The organism is Streptomyces sp. WM6372 (genome assembly GCF_001279655.1).
In the GTDB taxonomy this organism is placed as follows: domain Bacteria; phylum Actinomycetota; class Actinomycetes; order Streptomycetales; family Streptomycetaceae; genus Streptomyces.
Window position 1 is genome coordinate 126,359 of record NZ_LGDB01000191.1, and the last position, 19,207, is coordinate 145,565.

The 19,207-nt window shown below is 72.8% G+C and carries 16 protein-coding genes and 1 riboswitch; of the genes, 5 read left to right on the forward strand and 11 right to left on the reverse strand.

Annotation, left to right across the window (positions count from 1 at the left end):
• Window positions 1-2 precede the first annotated feature (2 nt).
• Window positions 3-1,172 (reverse strand): ferrochelatase, encoded by a 1,170-nt coding sequence (locus ADK52_RS21525; RefSeq protein WP_053691462.1) that lies wholly within the window; start codon window positions 1,170-1,172, stop codon window positions 3-5.
• A gap of 195 nt (window positions 1,173-1,367) precedes the next feature.
• On the opposite strand from ADK52_RS21525, the gene ADK52_RS21530 reads away from it, so the two are divergent.
• Window positions 1,368-2,624, forward strand: a complete 1,257-nt coding sequence (locus ADK52_RS21530) for an MFS transporter (RefSeq protein WP_053691463.1) — start codon at window positions 1,368-1,370, stop codon at window positions 2,622-2,624.
• Window positions 2,575-3,903 (forward strand): D-arabinono-1,4-lactone oxidase, encoded by a 1,329-nt coding sequence (locus ADK52_RS21535; protein WP_053691464.1) that lies wholly within the window; start codon window positions 2,575-2,577, stop codon window positions 3,901-3,903. Before ADK52_RS21530 ends, ADK52_RS21535 begins: the two co-directional genes overlap by 50 nt.
• Window positions 3,904-3,909: 6 nt before the next feature.
• On the opposite strand, the gene ADK52_RS21540 is transcribed toward ADK52_RS21535, so the two are convergent.
• Complete coding sequence (locus ADK52_RS21540) at window positions 3,910-4,740, reverse strand: hypothetical protein (RefSeq protein ID WP_063783901.1); 831 nt, start codon at window positions 4,738-4,740, stop codon at window positions 3,910-3,912.
• 537 nt (window positions 4,741-5,277) lie between these two features.
• Here ADK52_RS21540 and sepH point away from each other — a divergent pair.
• On the forward strand, window positions 5,278-6,306 hold the full coding sequence (gene sepH, locus ADK52_RS21545; RefSeq protein WP_053691466.1) for a septation protein SepH: 1,029 nt from the start codon (window positions 5,278-5,280) through the stop codon (window positions 6,304-6,306).
• A gap of 161 nt (window positions 6,307-6,467) precedes the next feature.
• Here the strand turns inward: sepH and ADK52_RS21550 are convergent, their stop codons facing one another.
• Window positions 6,468-7,322 (reverse strand): sulfurtransferase, encoded by an 855-nt coding sequence (locus ADK52_RS21550; RefSeq protein ID WP_053691467.1) that lies wholly within the window; start codon window positions 7,320-7,322, stop codon window positions 6,468-6,470.
• 175 nt (window positions 7,323-7,497) lie between these two features.
• Between ADK52_RS21550 and ADK52_RS21555 the strand changes: the two genes are divergently transcribed.
• Window positions 7,498-8,295, forward strand: coding sequence for a VOC family protein (locus ADK52_RS21555; protein WP_053691468.1), 798 nt, complete (start codon window positions 7,498-7,500; stop codon window positions 8,293-8,295).
• Window positions 8,296-8,307: 12 nt separating this feature from the next.
• Here ADK52_RS21555 and ADK52_RS21560 read toward each other — a convergent pair whose 3' ends face one another.
• The 4 genes from ADK52_RS21560 to ADK52_RS21575 all read right to left on the reverse strand — a co-directional run bounded on the left by ADK52_RS21560 (window position 8,308) and on the right by ADK52_RS21575 (window position 13,658).
• Window positions 8,308-8,958 (reverse strand): thymidine kinase, encoded by a 651-nt coding sequence (locus ADK52_RS21560; RefSeq protein WP_053691469.1) that lies wholly within the window; start codon window positions 8,956-8,958, stop codon window positions 8,308-8,310.
• Between the two features lie 74 nt (window positions 8,959-9,032).
• On the reverse strand, window positions 9,033-10,235 hold the full coding sequence (locus ADK52_RS21565) for an alkaline phosphatase family protein (RefSeq protein ID WP_053691470.1): 1,203 nt from the start codon (window positions 10,233-10,235) through the stop codon (window positions 9,033-9,035).
• Entirely contained in the window at window positions 10,235-10,840 is a 606-nt protein-coding gene (locus ADK52_RS21570; RefSeq protein WP_078988504.1) for a DUF5998 family protein, read from the reverse strand. Before ADK52_RS21570 ends, ADK52_RS21565 begins: the two co-directional genes overlap by 1 nt.
• Before the next feature lie 64 nt (window positions 10,841-10,904).
• Window positions 10,905-13,658: a bifunctional GNAT family N-acetyltransferase/acetate--CoA ligase family protein gene (locus tag ADK52_RS21575; protein ID WP_053691472.1), complete on the reverse strand. Its 2,754-nt coding sequence runs from the start codon at window positions 13,656-13,658 to the stop codon at window positions 10,905-10,907.
• A gap of 184 nt (window positions 13,659-13,842) precedes the next feature.
• Between ADK52_RS21575 and ADK52_RS21580 the strand changes: the two genes are divergently transcribed.
• Window positions 13,843-14,124: an HPr family phosphocarrier protein gene (locus tag ADK52_RS21580; RefSeq protein ID WP_053691473.1), complete on the forward strand. Its 282-nt coding sequence runs from the start codon at window positions 13,843-13,845 to the stop codon at window positions 14,122-14,124.
• 170 nt (window positions 14,125-14,294) lie between these two features.
• Here ADK52_RS21580 and ADK52_RS21585 read toward each other — a convergent pair whose 3' ends face one another.
• From ADK52_RS21585 to ADK52_RS21600, 4 genes are all read right to left on the reverse strand, one after another.
• Window positions 14,295-14,960: a GntR family transcriptional regulator gene (locus ADK52_RS21585; protein ID WP_053691474.1), complete on the reverse strand. Its 666-nt coding sequence runs from the start codon at window positions 14,958-14,960 to the stop codon at window positions 14,295-14,297.
• Window positions 14,961-15,122: 162 nt separating this feature from the next.
• Entirely contained in the window at window positions 15,123-15,917 is a 795-nt protein-coding gene (locus ADK52_RS21590; RefSeq protein ID WP_053691475.1) for a M23 family metallopeptidase, read from the reverse strand.
• Window positions 15,918-15,929: 12 nt separating this feature from the next.
• A riboswitch (cyclic di-AMP (ydaO/yuaA leader) is annotated at window positions 15,930-16,089 on the reverse strand.
• A 184-nt stretch (window positions 16,090-16,273) separates the two neighbouring features.
• Window positions 16,274-17,641, reverse strand: a complete 1,368-nt coding sequence (locus tag ADK52_RS21595) for a M16 family metallopeptidase (RefSeq protein ID WP_053691518.1) — start codon at window positions 17,639-17,641, stop codon at window positions 16,274-16,276.
• Between the two features lie 20 nt (window positions 17,642-17,661).
• Window positions 17,662-19,011 (reverse strand): M16 family metallopeptidase, encoded by a 1,350-nt coding sequence (locus ADK52_RS21600; protein ID WP_053691476.1) that lies wholly within the window; start codon window positions 19,009-19,011, stop codon window positions 17,662-17,664.
• Window positions 19,012-19,207 lie beyond the last annotated feature (196 nt).

The window sequence follows — 19,207 nt, forward strand, 5'->3', positions numbered from 1 at the left end:
TCCTAGGCGTACGGACTGTCGGCGCCCGCGGCCGCCGGCCGGGGCCCGCGCGCCGGGCAGCAGCCCACCGCGCACAGGTCGTGGCCGGGCCCGAGCAGCCCCAGCGCGCACCGCTCCACCGGCTCGCCCCGCTCCGCGGCGGCGCGCTCCAGCACCAGCTCACGGACCGCGGCCGCGAACCGCGGGTCGGCCCCGACGGTCGCCGACCGGGCGATCGGCAGCCCGAGCTCCGCGGCCTTCGCGGTGGCCTCCGTGTCGAGGTCGTACAGGACCTCCATGTGGTCGGAGACGAACCCGATCGGCACCATCACCACCGCCGGCGCCCCGGCTCCGTGCAGCGCCTCCAGGTGGTCGCAGATGTCCGGCTCCAGCCACGGGATGTGCGGGGCCCCGCTGCGCGACTGGTAGACGAGCTCCCAGGGCAGCTCCGTGCCCGTCTCGGCCCGCACCGCGTCCGCGATCACCTGCGCGACGTCCAGGTGCTGCCTGACGTACGCGCCGCCCTCGCCGCCGGCGGTGTGCTCCTCGACCGGGCCGGAGGTGTCGGCGGACGCGGTCGGGATCGAATGGGTGGTGAAGGCGAGGTGCGCGCCGGCGCGCACCTCCTGCGGCAGCGACTCCAGCGCGGCGAGTACCCCGTCGATCATCGGCTGCACGAAGCCGGGGTGGTTGAAGTAGTGCCGCAGCTTGTCGACCTTCGGCAGCTCGGCGGCGCCGTCCTCCACCAGCGCCGCCAGCGCGTCGGCGAGGTTCTCGCGGTACTGCCGGCAGCCCGAGTACGAGGCGTACGCGCTGGTCGCGAGCACCGCGATGCGGCGGCGCCCGTCGGCGGCCATCTCCCGCATCACGTCCGTGAGGTACGGGGCCCAGTTCCGGTTGCCCCAGTACACGGGCAGGTCCAGTCCGTGCTCGGCGAAGTCCTTGCGCAGGGCGTCCAGCAGCTCGCGGTTCTGCCCGTTGATCGGGCTGACCCCGCCGAAGCCGAAGTAGTGCTGCCCGACCTCCTTGAGCCGCTCGCGCGGGATGCCGCGTCCGCGCGTGACGTTCTCCAGGAACGGCACGACGTCGTCGGGTCCTTCCGGACCGCCGAAGGAGAGCAGCAGGAGGGCGTCGTACGGGGCGGCGAGGCCTTCGGCCGGGGGCGAGGCGGCGGCGCGGAGCTGGTCTGACATGGTCCGCATCCTGCCACCCGGCATCCGCGCCCGGGAACCGGCCCGGCGGCGCACCCGCGCCGCAACCTGGGTAAGGTAACCCTAAGTTCCCGATCCGGGTCCTGGTCCGGGCCCTGGTCCGGATTCTCCCCGTGCGGGTGCCTTGTCGGCGGTCGTAACCTGTATGGGCCAATGACGTCCCTTACGGAGGGCACCTTGCCCAGTCCCTACCGCGCGATATTCGCGGCCCCCGGCACCGTGGGGTTCAGCGCCGCAGGCCTCATAGGCCGCCTGCCCATATCCATGGTGGGCGTCGGCATCCTGACGATGATCTCCGAGATCACCGGCCGCTACGCCATGGCGAGCGCCCTCACCGGCACCCTGGCCCTGGCCGCCGCGTTCATCGGCCCCCAGGTCTCCCGCCTGGTGGACCAGTACGGGCAGCGGCGGGTGCTGCGTCCCGCCACCCTCATCTGCGTGGCCTCGGTCGCCGTCCTGCTGGTGGCCGCAGCCAACGGGTGGCCGGACTGGACCCTCTTCGTCTGCGCGGCCGTGGCGGGCTGCGTGCCGAGCGTCGGCTCGATGGTCCGCGCCCGGTGGACCGTGATCTACCGGGACTCCCCGCGCGAACTGCACACCGCGTACTCCTTCGAGTCCGTCGTGGACGAGGTCTGCTTCATCTTCGGCCCGATCATCGCCATCGGCCTGTCCACCACCTGGTTCCCCGAGGCCGGCCCGCTGATCGCCGCCCTCTGCCTGCTCGTCGGGGTCTGGCTGCTCACCGCGCAGCGCTCCACCGAGCCCGAGCCGCACCCGCGCGAGGAGCACGGGAACCGCACCTCGGCCCTGCGCTCCCCCGGACTCCAGGTGCTGACGGCGACGTTCGTGGCGACCGGCGCGATCTTCGGCTCCATCGACGTGTCCACGCTGGCCTTCGCCGAGGAGCAGGGACACAAGTCCTCGGCGAGCCTCGTCCTGGCCATCTGGGCGTTCGGATCCTGCCTGGCGGGCATCGTCTTCGGCCTCCTCCACCTCAAGGGCAAGAGCGAACGCCGTTGGGTACTGGGCGTATGTGCGATGGCCGTGAGTATGATCCCCCTCCTACTGGCCGGGAACCTTCCGTTTCTGGCCGTGGCGCTCTTCGTCTCGGGCCTCGCCATCGCTCCCACGATGATCACCACGATGGCCCTGATCGAGGCGCACGTACCACGCGCGAAGCTGACCGAGGGCATGACCTGGATCAGCACCGGCCTCGCGGTCGGCGTCGCGGTCGGCTCATCGGTGACGGGACTGGTCATCGACGCCTCCGGGGCGCGCAGCGGGTACGTCGTCTCCATCTCGTCGGGAGTGGCCGCGGCGGCGGTTGCGTTCGCGGGATACCGCCGGCTGTCGAAGCCGGCGCAAGGGGAGGAGCCAGCAACCGATGGGGACGGCGACAGCAGGGCAGAGCAGCAGGGCGACCGCGTGGCATAACTGGGCGGGCAACGTCACGGCCACGCCCGCCCGCGTGGTGACCCCGGCCTCGGTCGGGGAGCTTCAGGAGGCGGTGCGCCGGGCCGCCGAGGACGGGCTGAAGGTCAAGGCGGTCGGCACGGGCCACTCCTTCACCGCGGCCGCCGCGACCGACGGCGTCCTCATACGTCCGCAGGCGCTGGCCGGGATCCGCGAGATCGACCGGACCGCCGGCACCGTGACGGTGGCCGCGGGCACGGTGCTCAAGGACCTGAACGTCGCCCTGGCCCGGGAGGGTCTCTCGCTCACCAACATGGGCGACATCATGGAGCAGACGGTCTCCGGCGCCACCAGCACCGGAACCCACGGCACCGGCCAGGACTCGGCCTCCATCGCCGCCCAGATCCGCGGCCTGGAGCTGGTCACGGCGGACGGCCGGCTGCTGACGTGCTCCGAGAAGGAGAATCCGGACGTCTTCGCGGCCGCCCGGATCGGCATCGGCGCCCTGGGCATCGTCACCGCGATCACCTTCGCCGTGGAGCCGGTCTTCTTCCTGACCGCCCGTGAGGAGCCCATGGCCTTCGACCGGGTGACCGCCGAGTTCGAACAGCACTTCGCGGAGAACGAGCACTTCGAGTTCTACTGGTTCCCGCACACCGGCAACTGCAACACCAAGCGCAACAACCGCAGCCAGGGCCCCGCCGCCCCGCCCGGAGCCGTGAGCGCCTGGGTCGAGGACGAGCTGCTGTCCAACGGGGTCTTCCAGGCCGTGAATTCCCTCGGCCGCGCCGTCCCGGCGACCATCCCCTCCATCGCCCGCATCGCCAGCCGCGCCCTGTCCGCGCGCACCTACACGGACATCCCGTACAAGGTGTTCACCAGCCCGCGCCGGGTGCGGTTCGTGGAGATGGAGTACGCGCTGCCGCGCGAGCAGGTGGTCGGGGCGCTGCGGGAGCTCAAGTCGATGGTCGACCGCTCCGGGCTGCGCATCAGCTTCCCGGTGGAGGTGCGGACGGCTCCGGCGGACGACATCGCGCTGTCGACGGCCTCGGGGCGCGAGACCGCGTACATCGCGGTGCACATGTACAAGGGCACCCCGTACCAGGCCTACTTCACGGCTGCCGAGCGGATCTTTACCGCGCACGGCGGGCGGCCGCACTGGGGCAAGGTGCACACGCGGGACGCGGAGTACTTCGCCGGCGTCTACCCGCGCTTCGGCGAGTTCACCGCGCTGCGGGACCGGCTGGACCCGGACCGGCTGTTCGGCAACGACTACCTGCGCAGGATCCTGGGCGAGTAACCCGGCTCAGGGAGCCTGCTGCTGACCCTTGCCGCTCGGGGCCGGCGTGGGTGTCGGCTTCGGGGTGGGGGTCGGGGTGGGCGTGGGTTTCGGGCTCGTGGTCGGGGTCGGCGGGCTCGGACTCGGCGCCGGGCCACCGGAGTCGGAGGAGTCCGGGGACGAAGGGTCGGGGCTCGGACTCGGGCTCGGGCCCCGGCCGCCGTGCTGAGCCGAAGGGCTGGGGGAGGCCCCGGAGTCCGGGGTCGCCCCGCCCTTCCCGCCGGTACCGGACTCCTTGCCGGGGCCGGCCGGCCGCTCGTCGCCCACCTTGTGCGTGCCGCCGGACCAGATGGTTCCGCCGCCCCGGCTGATCGCCGTGCCGGAGAAGGCCTCGTAGGCCCCGAGGCCGCCGAGCGCGATGGCGAAGGCCGCGCCCGAGGCCACCGCCGTCCGCTTCCAGCCCCGTACGCGGGTGCCGTGGACGGTGGCCGCGCCGAACTCGCCGGAGGGCGCCGTCGCACGGAGCAGCAGGGTGCCGTCGGGCGCCTTCTCCTCGCCGGGCGGCGGGACCTGACGGGCCCTGGGCCGGGCGCTCTCGCGCAGCTGGTCGCCGGTGCGCTTGAAGAAGTGCTGGATGACGGGGCCGCCCGCGGTGGCGACCACGCTGACCACGCCGGCGCCGAGGATGGTGCCGTAGACCCCCAGCTTCGAGGCGAGCAGGGCCGCGGCGACGGTGGCGAGGGAGGAGCCCGCGATCTGGGCCACGCTCAGATCGAGCTTCTTCTCGACGCCTTCCGCGCCGTCCGCCCCGTCCGTGACGGACCCCGGTTCGACCCCGGGCGTGGCCTTCTGACCCATCCTCATCCCCTGTGTGTTCTGCCTCTCGCGACGTCTCGCGCTTCACCGCTCTCAGCAGTTACTGACCGACGAGCGAAACGATTAGTTCCGTTTCTGTGGATTCTGTGAAGCAGGACACGCGAAATCGGACGCGCACGCAGGTCCCGCCCGATTCGGGGCAGCCCAACTCCCGCCGCCCACGACAAGTTCGGCGGCGCGGCGGTCCACCCAGGTGGCCCGAATGGAGTACTGTGGCGAGCCCTGGGGCCGTCCTTCCTTTCGGATGTCCGGACTCGGGAGAGGGGGCCGACTGATGGAGAAACGGCACTCGAGACCGGTGATGCCGCGGCATTGCACGCATTCCTGATGCGCACAGTAATCATTCGGTCACTGTGCGTGCCCAACAGGTAACCGTGCCATAACGGCGATCAAGGGCGCATGCCCGACACGCCGGTTGAACTCGGCAAGGTTGTGGCAGGCTGCACCCGGGCAGGCCACACTCGACTAGCGGAAGCAGCGACGCACGTGACGTCGGCAGGCACCACCCGGGAGGTCCCCATGCCCGAACTGCGTGTCGTGGCCGTCTCAAATGACGGCACACGACTGGTGCTCAAGGCTGCGGACAGCACGGAGTACACGCTTCCGATCGACGAGCGGCTGCGGGCTGCCGTGCGCAACGACCGCGCGCGCCTGAACCAGATCGAGATCGAGGTGGAGAGCCACCTCCGCCCCCGTGACATTCAGGCCCGCATACGGGCCGGTGCCTCCGCTGAGGAGGTCGCCCAACTCGCCGGCATCCCCGTCGACCGCGTACGCCGCTTCGAGGGCCCGGTGCTGGCCGAGCGCGCGTTCATGGCGGAGCGCGCCCGCAAGACGCCCGTGCGCCGCCCCGGAGAGAACACCGGACCCCAGCTCGGCGAGGCCGTGCAGGAGCGGCTCACGCTGCGCGGCGCCGAGAAGGAGTCCGTGCAGTGGGACTCCTGGCGCCGCGACGACGGCACGTGGGAGGTCCTGCTGGTCTACCGGGTCGCGGGCGAACCGCACTCGGCTAGCTGGACGTACGACCCGCCGCGCCGGCTGGTCGTGGCCGTGGACGACGAGGCCCGCTCGCTGATCGGCGAGGCGGACGACCTGCCGGCGACACCGGAGCCGAGCTTCCCGTTCGTGCCGAGGATCGCGCGGCTGCCGAGGGACCGGCCTCTGGACCGCGCCCTGGACCGCCAGTTGGAGCGAACCGCCCACAACGCGGCGCCCGCGCCTGAGCCCGAGGAGGAACGGGACAGCCTGACGAGCCTGTTGGAGGCCGTACCCAGCTTCCGCGGCGACCTGGTGGTCCCCGAACGCCCCGAGCCCCCGGCGGAGGAAGAGCCGGAGGCGGAGGAGCCCCCGGCGGCCTCGGCGAGCGCCGGCGCCGGCTCCGCGTACGCGGACGTGCTGATGCCGCGCACGGTGGCGGGCCACCGCGACCGCCTCACGGGCACCACGGACCGCCAGGCGGAGGCCGACGGCGTCCGCCCGGGCCGCCGCGCGGCGGTCCCGAGCTGGGACGAGATCGTCTTCGGCACCCGCCGCAAGAAACAGGAGTAGCCCGGGCGGGATTCGCCTCCCGCCCGGGACGCGAATCCCGCCAGGACGGGGATCCCGCCAGGACGGGGATCCTGCCCGTGACCTGGATCCTGCCCGGGACGGGGCTCCTGCCCGTGACCTGGATCCTGCCCGGGACGCGAATCCCGCCGGGCTCAGCCCCGCTACTGCGGGTCCGGGCCCGTCGCCACGGGCCGGGCCGGGTCCGCGGACCATTCCGACCAGCTGCCCGCGTACAGGGCGGCCGGAATCCCGGCCACCGCCAGCGCGAGCACCTCGTGCGCCCCCGAGACCCCCGAACCGCAGTACACCCCCACCGGCGCCCCGCCCGCGGCGCCCAGCCCGGCGAACCGCGCCCGCAGCGCGTCCGCCGCGAGGAACTTCCCGTCCGCGTCGACGTTCTCCGTCGTCGGCGCCGACACCGCTCCCGGGATGTGCCCGCCGACCGGGTCGATCGGCTCGACCTCGCCCCGGTACCGCTCCCCCGCCCGTGCGTCCAGCAGGATCCCGGCGCGCGCGAGCGCCGCGGCTGCGTCCGCGTCCAGCAGCCCCAGCGCCCCCGCGTTTGGCTTGAAATCGCCCTCCGTAACGGTGACGCTATCGGCTGTCACCGGCCCGCCCGCGGCCGTCCACGCGGCCAGCCCCCCGTCCAGCACCCGTACGTCCGCGTGACCCGTCCAGCGCAACAGCCACCACGCGCGTGCGGCGGCCCAGCCGAGACCCCCGTCGTACACGACCACCGGCGCGTCCGCCGAGACCCCGGCGCGGCGCATCACCGCGCCGAACTCCTCCGGCTGCGGCAGCGGGTGACGCCCGCCCGATCCCGGCGGACCTGCCAGTTCGCGGTCGAGGTCCACGTACACCGCCCCCGGCAGGTGGCCCGCCTCGTACGCGGAGCGCAGGTTCGGACCGCCCAGCTGCCAGCGGACGTCGAGCAGCGCCGGCGGCCGGGAACCGGCCAGCTCGTCCATCAGTTCGGCGGCGGAAACGATCACAGGAGGCGCAGAGTTCGCAGTCATGCGGCCCATCTTCCTCCCCGCTCCGCGGCCCGTGTAACAAGCCCGACACCGACAGGCCGCATCGATTCGGTCATCTCTCCCCGCGTCGGCGAAACCCGGCCGGTCGTGGCGCGCCGGACCCGCCGTAGTGGAAGCATCTGGTCCGGGATGAGCGACGACGGAGGAGAGCGCTGACATGACCGAGGAACCGGAAGAAACGCGGCGCCCGCCCGGCACGCCGTGCTGGTCGAGTCTGATGGTGCACGGGCTCGGGAGCACCGAGGCCTTCTACACCGACCTGTTCCGCTGGGAGTACGAGCCCGGCCCCCAGCCCTTCGGCCCGTACGTCCGCGCCCTGCTCGACGGCCAGGAGGTGGCCGGCATCGGCGAGATGCCGCCGGACCGGCATCTTCCGGTGGCCTGGACCACGTACTTCGCCACCGACGACGCGGACTCGACGGCCGAGACGATCCGCTCCTGCGGCGGCACGGTCGCGGTGGGCCCGCTGGACGCGGGCGGTGAGGGGCGGGTGGCGATCTGCTCCGACCCGCTGGGGGCGATCTTCGGGATCTGGCAGGCCGAGGAGCACATCGGGACCCGGCTGTCCGGCGTCCCCGGCACCCCGGTCTGGGCCGAGCTGGTCACGCAGGACACGTCGACCGTCGGCAAGTTCTACCAGCACGTCTTCGGCCACGAGGCCGAGACGCACGCCACGGCCACCTCCGACTTCGACTACGTGACGCTGCTGCTGGACGGCCGCCCGGTCGCCGCCGTGCACGGGGTCGGGCGCTCGCTCCCGCACGACCGGGGCCCGCACTGGATGACGTACTTCGAGGTGGAGGACGTCGACACGGCCGCGGCGCGCGTCCACCGGCTCGGCGGGCGCGTCGTCCAGCCGCCCCGCGAGGGGCTGACCGGCAGGGTGTCCACGGTCACCGACCCGGAGGGCGCGGTGTTCACGCTCGTGGAGTCCCGGCCCGCGAACGGCCGCTGACCGCCCCTGCGCTCAGCCGTGGTTGACCGGGAGGACGTCCGGGGAGAGGGCGGCGGCGTGGGCCGCGGCGCTCGTCATGCGGCGGCGGTGGTGGCGGCGGCAGAGGACCTCGTAGCCGATCTCCTCCGCCGGGCGGTTCACGTCGCCGACGACGACCTGCTCGCCCTCCACGACCATCTCCCCGCCCACCGTGCGGGCGTTGTGGGTGGCGCGCGCCCCGCACCAGCACATCGCCTCCACCTGGAGGGTCTCGATCCGGTCGGCCAGCTCGATGAGGCGCTGCGAGCCGGGGAAGAGCTTGGTGCGGAAGTCCGTGGTGATGCCGAAGGCGAAGACGTCCAGGTCCAGGTCGTCCACGACGCGCGCCAGCTGGTCGATCTGGTCGGGGGCGAGGAACTGCGCCTCGTCCACGATCACGTAGTCCGCCTTGCCGCCCTTGGACAGCTCGGCGACCAGGTACGCGTACAGGTCCATGCCCTCCGGCGCCTCCACCGCCTCCGTCACCAGACCGAGGCGGGAGGACAGCTTGCCCTCGCCCGCCCGGTCGTCACGGGTGAAGATCACGCCCTGCAGCCCGCGCGCCGACCGGTTGTGGGCGATCTGGAGCGCCAACGTACTCTTCCCGCAGTCCATCGTGCCGGAGAAAAACACCAATTCAGGCATGGAAGGAACGGGACCTTTCGGGTCGTGGTCAGCGGGAGGGATGTGCGGGACGGGTCGGGTGGGGTCGGGTCGGGTCAGGTGCGGATTTCGAGCAGCGGGACCAGCTGCTCGGCCGCGGTCATGGAGCCGTGCATTCCGGCGAGCGCCGATTCGTTGGGCTCGTTCACGGACGCGGTGATCGCGGCATCGGTGTACGCGGCGGCGACCACGTCGCCGATCCGGCCGAGCACGCGCTCGTCGCACTCCCCCGGCGGCCCGAACCAGCCCAGTTCCAGGGCCTCTTCGCGGCTCGCGATCCAGAACCGGTCGCCCAGCACCTCGCGCCACACGGTCAGGACGTCGGCCTCGGCGCCGGGTACGGCGTACACGTGCCGGGCCCGGCCCTCGCCGCCGAGCAGGGCCACGCCCGCGCCCAGCTCCCAGTCCTCGTCGTAGTCGATCCGGGAGTCCTCGTCGAAGGGGACGTCCACCATGCCGTGGTCGGCGGTCACGTACAGCGCGGTGCGCGGCGGGAGTTGTTCGGCGAGCCGCTGCACCAGCCGGTCGACGTACATCAACTGGCCGCGCCAGGCGTCGGAGTTCACGCCGTGCCGGTGGCCGGCCCCGTCGAGCTCGCTGTAGTACGTGTACACCAGCGAGCGGTCGCCGGCCGCGAGCCGCTCGGCCGCGAGGTCCATCCGCTCCTCGCCGGTCATCCGGCCGAGGAAGGTGCCGCCGCTCAGCGCGATCTTGGTGAGCGGGGTGGTCTGGAAGGCGGGCGAGGACACCTGCGCCGTCGCCACCCCCGCCTTGTCGGCCTGCTGGAAGACGGTCGGGTACGGCTGCCAGGGCTTCGGCGGGGTCCAGGGGTGCCAGCGGAGCTGGTTCATCAGCTCGCCGGTGGCCGGGTTGCGCACGGCGTAGCCGGGCAGGCCGTGCCGGGCGGGCGGCAGACCGGTGCCGACGGAGGCCAGCGAGGTGGCGGTGGTCGCCGGGAAGCCCGCGGTGATCGGGCGGCCGGTGCCGCCGCGCGAGCTGCCGAGGAGGGAGGTCAGGTACGGGGCCTCGTCCGGGTGGGCCTTGATCTGCTCCCAGCCCATGCCGTCGACCAGGAACACGCAGTTCCGGTCGGCGGGGGTGAGCTCCGGGATCGCGGCGGCGAACCCGGGGACGCCCTGGCCGGCCACGAGGGTCGGCAGCAGGTCGGCGAGCGAGCCGGTGCCGTACTCCGGCACGGGGGCGCCGGTGAGGTCCAGCAGCTCCGGCTCGTCCCAGTTCGACGGTGCGGAGTAGGACATCAGCGGGCGGAAGTGGACGTGGCTGCCGTCGCTTCGCTGAGCGCCTGCGCGAACACGAGGGTCTGGCGGACCGCCTCCGGGCCGTCGCCGGCCTCGCTGACGCGCAGGCTGAGGTCGTCGGCGGTGGAGTTGCCGGTGTAGCCGTGGTCGGAGTCGCAGTTCGGGTCGCCGCAGGCGGCGGGCTCCAGGTCGATCCGGGAGACCGCGCCCCAGCCGATGGTCAGGACGACCTCGCGGGGCAGGGTGCCGGGGGTGTACGACTCGGGGTTGGCGACGACGCGGCTGAGCACCACGGAGGAGATCGCGCCGATCTTGACGGACTCGGTGGAGGTGGTCGCGTACGGGGACGGGGACCCGGCGTCGGCGGCCTGCTCGTCGGTGTGGCTCACGATGAAGCGGTTGCCGGTCAGGACCAGGACGGTGACGTGCCGGCGCACCTCGTTGGAGTCGAAGGTCGTCTCCTGGTGGACCAGGTACGACGAGACCGGCTCGCCGCCCACCGCGGCCTCCACGGCCTCGGCCACGAGGGCCGGGTAGTAGCCGCTGCGCTCGATCGCCGTGCGCAGCCCCTGGGTCGTCGTACCGGATTTCGCCATGAGGTCCATCCTAAGGCCCGTGCGGGGCACCCCGGGCGCCCCCGGTCGCGTCTTCCCGAGGTTGGCGCGCCGGTCAGTAGCTGGGAAGCGTCCGGGGACCGAGGTCGGTGCGGGCCGGCGGGTGGGCCACGCGGACGGCGGCGCTGAGCACGGAGAGGCCCTCGGTGGCGACGACGACCGGTTCGAGCGTGACGCCGACCACCTCGGGGTGGTCGTCGACGAGCCGGGACAGCCGCAGCAGGAGCTCTTCGAGAGCGGGGGTGTCGACGGGGTCGCTGCCGCGCCAGCCGAAGAGGAGGGGTGCGGTCCGGATGGACCGGATGAGCCCGGCGGCGTCCCGGTCGGTGGCGGGGACGAGGCGGTGGGCGGTGTCGCCGAGCAGCTCGGAGGCGACGCCGGCGAGGCCGAAGGAGAGGACGGCGCCGGCGCCGGGGTCGATCACGGACCGCACGACGGTGTCGACCCCGCGGGGCACCATGGCCTGGACCACGGGGAGCAGCTCGTCGGGGGTGCCGAGGAGGTCGGTGAGCTCCTCGTACGAGCGGCGCAGGTCGGCCTCGCCCCCGAGGTCGAGGCGTACGCCGCCGAGGTCCGCGCGGTGGCGCAGGTGCGGGGCGGTGGTCTTGAGGGCGACCGGGTAGCCCAGGCTCCGGGCGGCCCGGACGGCGGCGTCGGCGCTGGGCGCCGGCAGGGTGGGGAGCACCCGGATCCCGTAGTGGGCGAGGAGCGTGGTGGCGTCGGGCTCGGTGAGGGTGACGACACCCTCACCGACGTCGGCGAGGAGGTCGGCGAGCCGGGCGGCCGCCCCGGCCTCGTCGATGTCCTCGTACTCGGGGACCTGTCCGGTGTCGGCGTTGGCCCGGCGCCACTGCCCGTACCGGACGGCCTCGGCGACCGCGCGTACGGCGCGCTCGGCGGCCGGGTACGCCGGGATCCGTACGTCCGGTCTGGCGTACCCGCCCTCGTCCTCGTCGGTGGGGCGCGTGCGCGGGGCCAGCGCCCCCGCCGGGGACAGGGCGTCGACGAGCTCGGCCAGTTCCACGTGGACCACCGCCACCGGCTTGCCGGGGTACGCGGCCACCGCGTCCCGCAGGGCATCGGCCAGGTCGTCCTGCGGCTCCTGCTCGTTCACCCAGGGGATCACGGTGACGATCACCGCGTCGTTCTCGGCGGAGCCCAGCGCCGCGGCCAGCGCCACCCGGAAGTCCTGCGGCGTCGCCGCCGTCGTCAGGTCCTGCGGGGCCCCGGGCCGCAGCCCCTGCGCGAGGCAGGCGTCGTAGGTGAGGACGCCGAGCGACTCCGAGTTCCCGAGGATCGCCACGCGCGGCCCGGCCGGCAGCGGCTGCGAGGCCAGCAGCAGCCCGACGTCCACCAGCTCCGTCACCGTGCCGACCCGGATCACCCCCGCCTGCCGCAGCAGGTCCGAGACCGTTGCGTCCGGCAGCCGGGTCCCGGGGACCACGTGCCCCGCCGGGGTGTGGCGGCCGCCCCGCGCGACGACCACCGGCTTCACGGCGGCCGTCCGCCGCGCGAGGCGGGTGAACTTCCGCGGGTTGCCGAGGGTTTCGAGGTACATGAGCGCGACGTCGGTCGCCTCGTCCTCGTACCAGTACTGGAGGATGTCGTTCCCGGAGACGTCCGCCCGGTTGCCCGCCGAGACGAAGGACGACAGCCCCTCGCCCCGCCGCAGCAGTGCGGAGAGCAGCGAGATGCCGATCGCCCCGGACTGGGTGAACAGCCCGATGCGGCCCCGGACCGGCGCGGGCGCCGGGGTCAGGGAGGCGTTGAGCCCGACCTCGGGAGCGGTGTTGATCACGCCGTACGCGTTCGGCCCGATCAGCCGCATCCCGTACGAGCGCACCTGGCGCACCAGTTCGCGCTGGCGGTCGAGCCCGGCCGCGCCGCTCTCCCCGTACCCGGCGGAGAGCACCACGAGCCCCTGCACCCCGTGTTCGCCGCAGGCGGCCACGGCCTCGGGGACCCGCTCGGCGGGTACCGCGATCACCGCGAGGTCGACGGGGGCATCGACGGCGCCGAGCGCGCGGTAGGCCCGTACACCGTCCAGCAGGTCGGTGGTGACGGCCTCGTTCACGGCGTAGAGGTGGCCGCGGAAGCCGCTGTCGCGCAGGTTCCGCAGGGCCGCCGCGCCGACGCCCCCGCCGGAGCGGCTGACTCCGATGACGGCCACGGAGCGGGGGGTCAGCAGCCGCTGCACGGAGCGGGCCTCGGCGCGCTGCTCGCGGGCGCGCTGCACGGCCAGGGACTCGGCGGTGGGTTCGAGGTCGAGGGTGAGGTGGACGGAGCCTTCTTCGAAGCTGCGCTTCTGCTCGTACCCGGCGTCCTTGAACACCTTGATCATCTTGTTGTTGGCGGGCAGCACCTCGGCCGCGAACCGGCGGATGCCCCGCTCGCGGGCGACCGCGCCGATGTGTTCGAGGAGGGCCGAGGCGACCCCGCGGCCCTGGTGGGCGTCCTGGACGAGGAAGGCGACCTCGGCCTCGTCGGCGGGGGCGGAGGCGGGCCGGCCGTCGGGGCCGATCCGGTCGTAGCGGACGGTGCCGATGAACTCCTCGCCGATGGTCGCCGCGAGGCCGACGCGGTCCACGTAGTCGTGGTGGGTGAAGCGGTGCACGTCACGGGCGGAGAGCCGGGGGTAGGGCGCGAAGAAGCGGTAGTACTTCGACTCGTCGGAGACCTGCTCGTAGAAGCTGACCAGCCGGCCCGCGTCCTCCGTGGTGATCGGCCGGATCCGGGCGGTGCCGCCGTCGCGCAGGACGACGTCCGCTTCCCAGTGGGCCGGGTACGAGGGGTCCGACGCGGTGGTCATGCGGCGATCTTAAGGCCAGGGCTGGCCGAACAGCTCCTGCGCGGCGCACGCGGCAAGCCCGGGCAAACCAGTGCAAGCTGGGTGAGGTCAAACGGCGGTGGATTCGGGCCGAAGGTCGGTCGGAGCATCAGGGACGTCGTGAGAGACTGGTCTAGACAACCGTAAGAACCTGAAGGGCATCACCATGGCAGAGCGCCGCGTCAACGTCGGCTGGGCCGAGGGCCTGCACGCTCGTCCCGCCTCGATCTTCGTCCGCGCGACGACCGCTTCCGGCGTCCCGGTGACCATCGCGAAGGCCGACGGGAACCCCGTCAACGCCGCGTCCATGCTCGCGGTGCTGGGCCTGGGTGCGCAGGGCGGCGAGGAGATCATCCTCGCGTCCGACGCCGAGGGCGCCGAGGCGGCGCTGGACCGCCTCGCGAAGCTGGTCGCCGAGGGCCTCGAGGAGCTCCCCGAGACCGTCTGACCCTTCGGGTTCACCCCGGGCACACGAAGAAGCCGCGGCCACCACCGCTATTCCGGTGGCCGCGGCTTCTTCGTTCCGCCGTTTTCGGGAATTCATCGCAGGCGCGCAGGACGAGAGCGTATGCGGCGGGAATTCAGCCGCAGTCCCCACTCTTTAATACGCGGACTTTGTTAATGCGGACCGCTCGCCGTGTTTACGGCATGTTGCGAAATCCTCACCCGCAGCCGGTGCGCCCCGGCCGCACGGTCCGCGTGGACCGCGGTCAGCGCCCGGGCCCGCTCGGCGTCGCCGCGGGCGACCGCGTCCACGATCGCGCCGTGCTCCGCCCAGGAGTCCACCGGCCGGGCCGGCGCCTCCACGGCGTACATCCAGGCGACCTTGTGCCGCATCTGCGTCAGCAGAACGATCAGCCCAGGGCTGCCGGAGGCCTGGGCGAGGGTCTCGTGGAACCAGCCACCCAGGGACCGCAGGTCCTCTCCCTGACCCCGCCTGGCCCGCTCCTGCCCCAGTCTGACCAGCCCGCGCAGCACCTTGAGGTGGCCCTCGGTACGCCGCCGGGCGGCGCGGGCGGCCGCCAGCGGCTCCAGCAGCAGGCGCAGCTCCAGGAGGTCGGCCGCCTCCTGCTCGGTGGGCTCGGCGACGCAGGCGCCCGCGTGCCGCCGGGTGGTGACGAAGCCCTCGGACTCCAGGGTCCGCAGCGCCTCGCGGACGGGGACGCGGGAGACCCCGTACCGGCGGGCCAGCAGTTCCTCCGTCAGCCGGGCGCCCGGTTCGAAGACCCCGGAGACGATGTCTTCGCGGATTGCCGTGCATACCGCGTGCGCAGGAATACGCAAGTCCGGACCTCCGCCTCATTCCGACTCCGACTGCCGACTGTCGTACGGGAACTCTATTGCACCGGGCGATAAATTCCGAGCGCGGGCGGAAATAGCAGATGTTTACAGCCAACACGAAGGCCCCGGCTCGGGGAGCCGGGGCCTTCGGTTCGGTGCTGCGGGTCAGACGTTGACGCCGTGCTGGCGCAGGTACGCGACCGGGTCGATGTCCGAGCCGTACTGGGCGCCGGTACGGGCCTCGAAGTGCAGGTGCGGGCCGCTGGAGTTGCCGGTGGAGCCCGACAGGCCGATCTGCTGGCCGGCGGTGACCTGGTCGCCGACGGAGACGCTCAGCGAGGACATGTGGCCGTACTGCGTGTACGTGCCGTCGGCGTGCTTGATGACGACGTTGTTGCCGTACGCGCCGCCCCAGCCGGCCTCGACCACGGTGCCGATGCCGACCGCGTGCACCGTGGTGCCGGAGGCCGCGTGGAAGTCGATGCCGGTGTGGCTGCCGGAGGACCACATGCCGCCGCCCGCGTGCCACTGGGTGCTGATGTAGGACTCGTCGACGGGGGCGACGAAGGTGTTGAGGCGCTTGCGCTCCTCCTCGCGGGCGGCACGCTCGGCGGCGTCGCGCTCGGCCTTCGCCTTCTCCTCGGCCTTCTGCTTGGCCTCGGCGGCGCGCGCCTTCGCGTCGGCCTCCGCCTTCGCCTTGAGGGCCGCGGCCTCGGCCGCGTGCTCCTGGGCGTCGGCCTGGGCCTCGATCTGGCCGGGGAGGTCCTCGGCGGTCACGACGGCGTTCAGGCCGGTGTCCTCCATGGAGGGGGCCTGGTCCGAGGCGGCGAACGCCGGGCCTGCGAGGGAGCCGACGACACCGGTGGTGGCGAGGGCGGCTATGCCGGCGTAACCGGCGGTCTTGCGGCTCAGACGACTGGAACCACGGTGCTTACCGGCGGCACGACTGCCAAACGCCATGAAGGGGCTGATCCTTTCCTTCCTTCTCGCCTACCGGGTTAGCTGACGGGTTCGGAGCAGGAAGGTCTCCTACGGGCCCCCTCTGACGAGGCGGTCCGATTCACCCCAGGGACACATGTGGGTCCCCGGCTCCCCAGGCTCGCGCCTGACGGGGACTCGGCGATCGCTGCCCGGTGCCGCGGATGCGGCGCGTACAACTGACGGACAGCACGGCCGACGCTAGGCGGATCATCAGTCAATCGCCAAACAGACACGCGTTTTTGTTGCATACGCCACACCCCATACGAGCAACCTCTCCACTAAACAGACAAAAGGGGCTCCGGCGGACAAGCCGCCGGAGCCCCTTGGAGAGTCCGTCAGTTGGTGACGACGGTGACCTCACCGATCCCGAGGGCCCGCACCGGCTCCTCGATCTGCGCGGCGTCGCCCACCAGGACCGTGACCAGGCGGTCCACCGGGAAGGCGGCCAGGACGGCCGACGTCGCCTCCACCGTGCCCGTTTGGGCCAGCTGCGCGTACAACTGCGCCTGGTAGTCGTCCGGAAGCTCCTGCTCGACCTGGTCGGCGAGCGTGCCGGCGACGGCCGCGGCCGTCTCGAACTTCAGCGGGGCCACGCCCACCAAGTTCTGCACCGCCACGTCCCGTTCGGCGTCGGTCAGGCCGCCCTCCGCGAGGGTGCGGAGCACCTTCCAGAGGTCGTCGAGCGCCGGGCCGGTGTTGGGGGTGTCCACCGAGCCGCTGATGGCGAGCATCGAGGCGCCCTTGCCGTCGGCGGTGGAGCGCAGCACCTGGCCGAAGGCGCGCACGCCGTACGTGTAGCCCTTCTCCTCGCGCAGCACCTTGTCCAGGCGCGAGGTGAGGGTGCCGCCCAGGCAGTACGTGCCGAGCACCTGCGCCGCCCAGACCCGGTCGTGCCGGTCCGGCCCGATCCGGCCGATGAGCAGCTGCGTCTGGACCGCGCCGGGCCGGTCCACGATGACCACGCGGCCCGTGTCGTCGGCGGTGACCGGCGGAACCGGGAGCGGTTCGGCGGAGTTGCCGGTCCAGGCGCCCAGGGTGTCCCCCAGGACGGCGTCCAGGTCGATCCCGGTCAGGTCGCCGACGACGACCGCGGTGGCGGTGGCGGGGCGTACGTGGGCCTCGTAGAAGGCGCGTACGGCCGCGGAGTCGATCCGGGCGACCGTCTCCTCGGTGCCCTGGCGCGGCCGGGACATGCGCAGGGCCTGCGGGAAGAGCTGCCGGGAGAGCTCCTTGGCGGCCCGGCGCTGCGGGTTGGCCAGCTCGTGCGGGATCTCGTCGAGCCGGTTGCGCACCAGCCGGTCGACCTCGCTGTCGGCGAAGGCGGGTGCGCGCAGGGCCTCGGCGACCAGGCCCAGCGCCTTGGCCAGCCGGGAGGCCGGGACCTCCAGGGAGACCCGCAGGCCCGGGTGGTCGGCGTGCGCGTCGAGCGTGGCGCCGCAGCGCTCCAGCTCGGCCGCGAACTCCTCGGCGGAGTGCTTGTCGGTGCCCTCGGACAGCGCGCGGGCCATGATGGTCGCCACGCCGTCCAGGCCCTGGGGCTCGGCGTCCAGCGGGGCGGCGAGGTTGACCTCGACGGCGACGACCTGCTGGCCGGGCCGGTGGCAGCGCAGTACGGTCAGGCCGTTGGGCAGCGAGCCGCGCTCGGGGGCCGGGAAGGCCCACGGCCGGGCCTGCCCGGCCTGGGGCTGCGGGTGGAAGGTCATCGTGACGGCTGCGGTGTCGCTCACTGCTCCGCCCCTTCGTTCTCGTCGCTCGCACCGTTCTCGCCGGCTTCTGCCGGGAGCGGCTCGTACACCAGCACCGCGCGGTTGTCGGGGCGCAGCCGGGCCGCGGCCACGGCCTGCACCTCCTCGGCGGTGATGTCGAGGACGCGTCCGACCGCGCTGAGCGCCAGCTGCGGGTCGCCGAACAGCACCGCGAAGCGGCACAGTTCGTCGGCGCGCCCGGCCACCGTGCTCAGCCGGTCCAGCCACTCGCGCTCCAGCTGCGCCTGGGCGCGCTCCATCTCCTCGGCGGTCGGGCCCTCGGCGGCGAACCGCGCGAGCTCCTCGTCGACGGCCGCCTCGATGGCGGGCACCTCGACGCCGCTGGAGGTCTTCACGTCCAGCCAGCCCAGCGAGGGCGCACCGGCGAGGCGCAGCATGCCGAAACCGGCGGCGACGGCGCTCTGGTCACGGCGTACCAGGCGGTTGTGCAGCCGGGAGGACTCGCCTCCGCCCAGCACGGTCAGGGCCACGTCGGCCGCGTCGCACTCGCGGGTGCCGTCGTGCGGGAGCCGGTAGGCGGCCATCAGCGCACGGGCCGGGACCTCCTCGACGATCTCCTCGCGCAGCTGGCGGCCCATGATCTCGGGCAGCGCGCCGTCGCGCGGCGGCTGCTTGCCGTCGTGCCCGGGGATGCTGCCGAAGTACTTCTCGACCCAGGCGAGCGTCTGCTCGGGGTCGATGTCGCCGACGACCGACAGCACCGCGTTGTTGGGCGCGTAGTACGTACGGAAGAAGGCGCGGGCGTCCTCCAGGGAGGCCGCGTCCAGGTCGGCCATGGAGCCGATCGGGGTGTGGTGGTACGGGTGGCCCTCGGGGTAGGCGAGGGCGGTCAGCTTCTCGAAGGCCGTGCCGTACGGGACGTTGTCGTACCGCTGGCGGCGCTCGTTCTTGACGACGTCGCGCTGGTTCTCCATGGACTCGTCGTCCAGGGCGGCCAGCAGCGAGCCCATCCGGTCGGCTTCCAGCCAGAGCGCGAGCTCCAGCTGGTGGGCCGGCATGGTCTCGAAGTAGTTGGTGCGCTCGAAGCTGGTGGTGCCGTTGAGCGAACCGCCGGCCCCCTGGACCAGCTCGAAGTGCCCGTTGCCGGGTACGCTCGCCGAGCCCTGGAACATCAGGTGCTCGAAGAGGTGAGCCAGGCCTGTTCGCCCCTTGACTTCGTGGCGCGAGCCGACGTCGTACCAGAGGCAGACCGCGGCGACCGGGGTCAGGTGATCCTCGGAGAGCACCACGCGCAGGCCGTTGGCCAGCCGGTGCTCGGTCGCTGTCAGGCCGCCGGAGCCGGCCTGGGCTGTGGCCGTGTGACCCATGGGCATGTGGTCCCTTCGATCGCGATGCAGATTTTTCCGTCAGACCTGCCACTGTATGCAAGCGCGTCGGGGACCGGAGAAGTTCCCGGCTCGCACTCACCCACGCCTCCGTCCGGGGGTGACCCCAGGGTCGGAGTCGGCGTTGTCGGTGCCTCGGGCCACAATGGTCCGCGACAACCCCGTCAACGCCGATCAG

Coding starts and splice junctions, on each gene's coding strand:
- ADK52_RS21525 (WP_053691462.1), bottom strand. CDS start 1,172: ATGTCAGACCAGCTCCGCGCCGCCGCCTCGCCCCCGGCCGAAGGCCTC.
- ADK52_RS21535 (WP_053691464.1), top strand. CDS start 2,575: ATGGGGACGGCGACAGCAGGGCAGAGCAGCAGGGCGACCGCGTGGCAT.
- ADK52_RS21540 (WP_063783901.1), bottom strand. CDS start 4,740: ATGGGTCAGAAGGCCACGCCCGGGGTCGAACCGGGGTCCGTCACGGAC.
- sepH (WP_053691466.1), top strand. CDS start 5,278: ATGCCCGAACTGCGTGTCGTGGCCGTCTCAAATGACGGCACACGACTG.
- ADK52_RS21550 (WP_053691467.1), bottom strand. CDS start 7,322: ATGACTGCGAACTCTGCGCCTCCTGTGATCGTTTCCGCCGCCGAACTG.
- ADK52_RS21555 (WP_053691468.1), top strand. CDS start 7,498: ATGACCGAGGAACCGGAAGAAACGCGGCGCCCGCCCGGCACGCCGTGC.
- ADK52_RS21560 (WP_053691469.1), bottom strand. CDS start 8,958: ATGCCTGAATTGGTGTTTTTCTCCGGCACGATGGACTGCGGGAAGAGT.
- ADK52_RS21565 (WP_053691470.1), bottom strand. CDS start 10,235: ATGTCCTACTCCGCACCGTCGAACTGGGACGAGCCGGAGCTGCTGGAC.
- ADK52_RS21570 (WP_078988504.1), bottom strand. CDS start 10,840: ATGGACCTCATGGCGAAATCCGGTACGACGACCCAGGGGCTGCGCACG.
- ADK52_RS21575 (WP_053691472.1), bottom strand. CDS start 13,658: ATGACCACCGCGTCGGACCCCTCGTACCCGGCCCACTGGGAAGCGGAC.
- ADK52_RS21580 (WP_053691473.1), top strand. CDS start 13,843: ATGGCAGAGCGCCGCGTCAACGTCGGCTGGGCCGAGGGCCTGCACGCT.
- ADK52_RS21590 (WP_053691475.1), bottom strand. CDS start 15,917: ATGGCGTTTGGCAGTCGTGCCGCCGGTAAGCACCGTGGTTCCAGTCGT.
- ADK52_RS21595 (WP_053691518.1), bottom strand. CDS start 17,641: ATGACCTTCCACCCGCAGCCCCAGGCCGGGCAGGCCCGGCCGTGGGCC.
- ADK52_RS21600 (WP_053691476.1), bottom strand. CDS start 19,011: ATGGGTCACACGGCCACAGCCCAGGCCGGCTCCGGCGGCCTGACAGCG.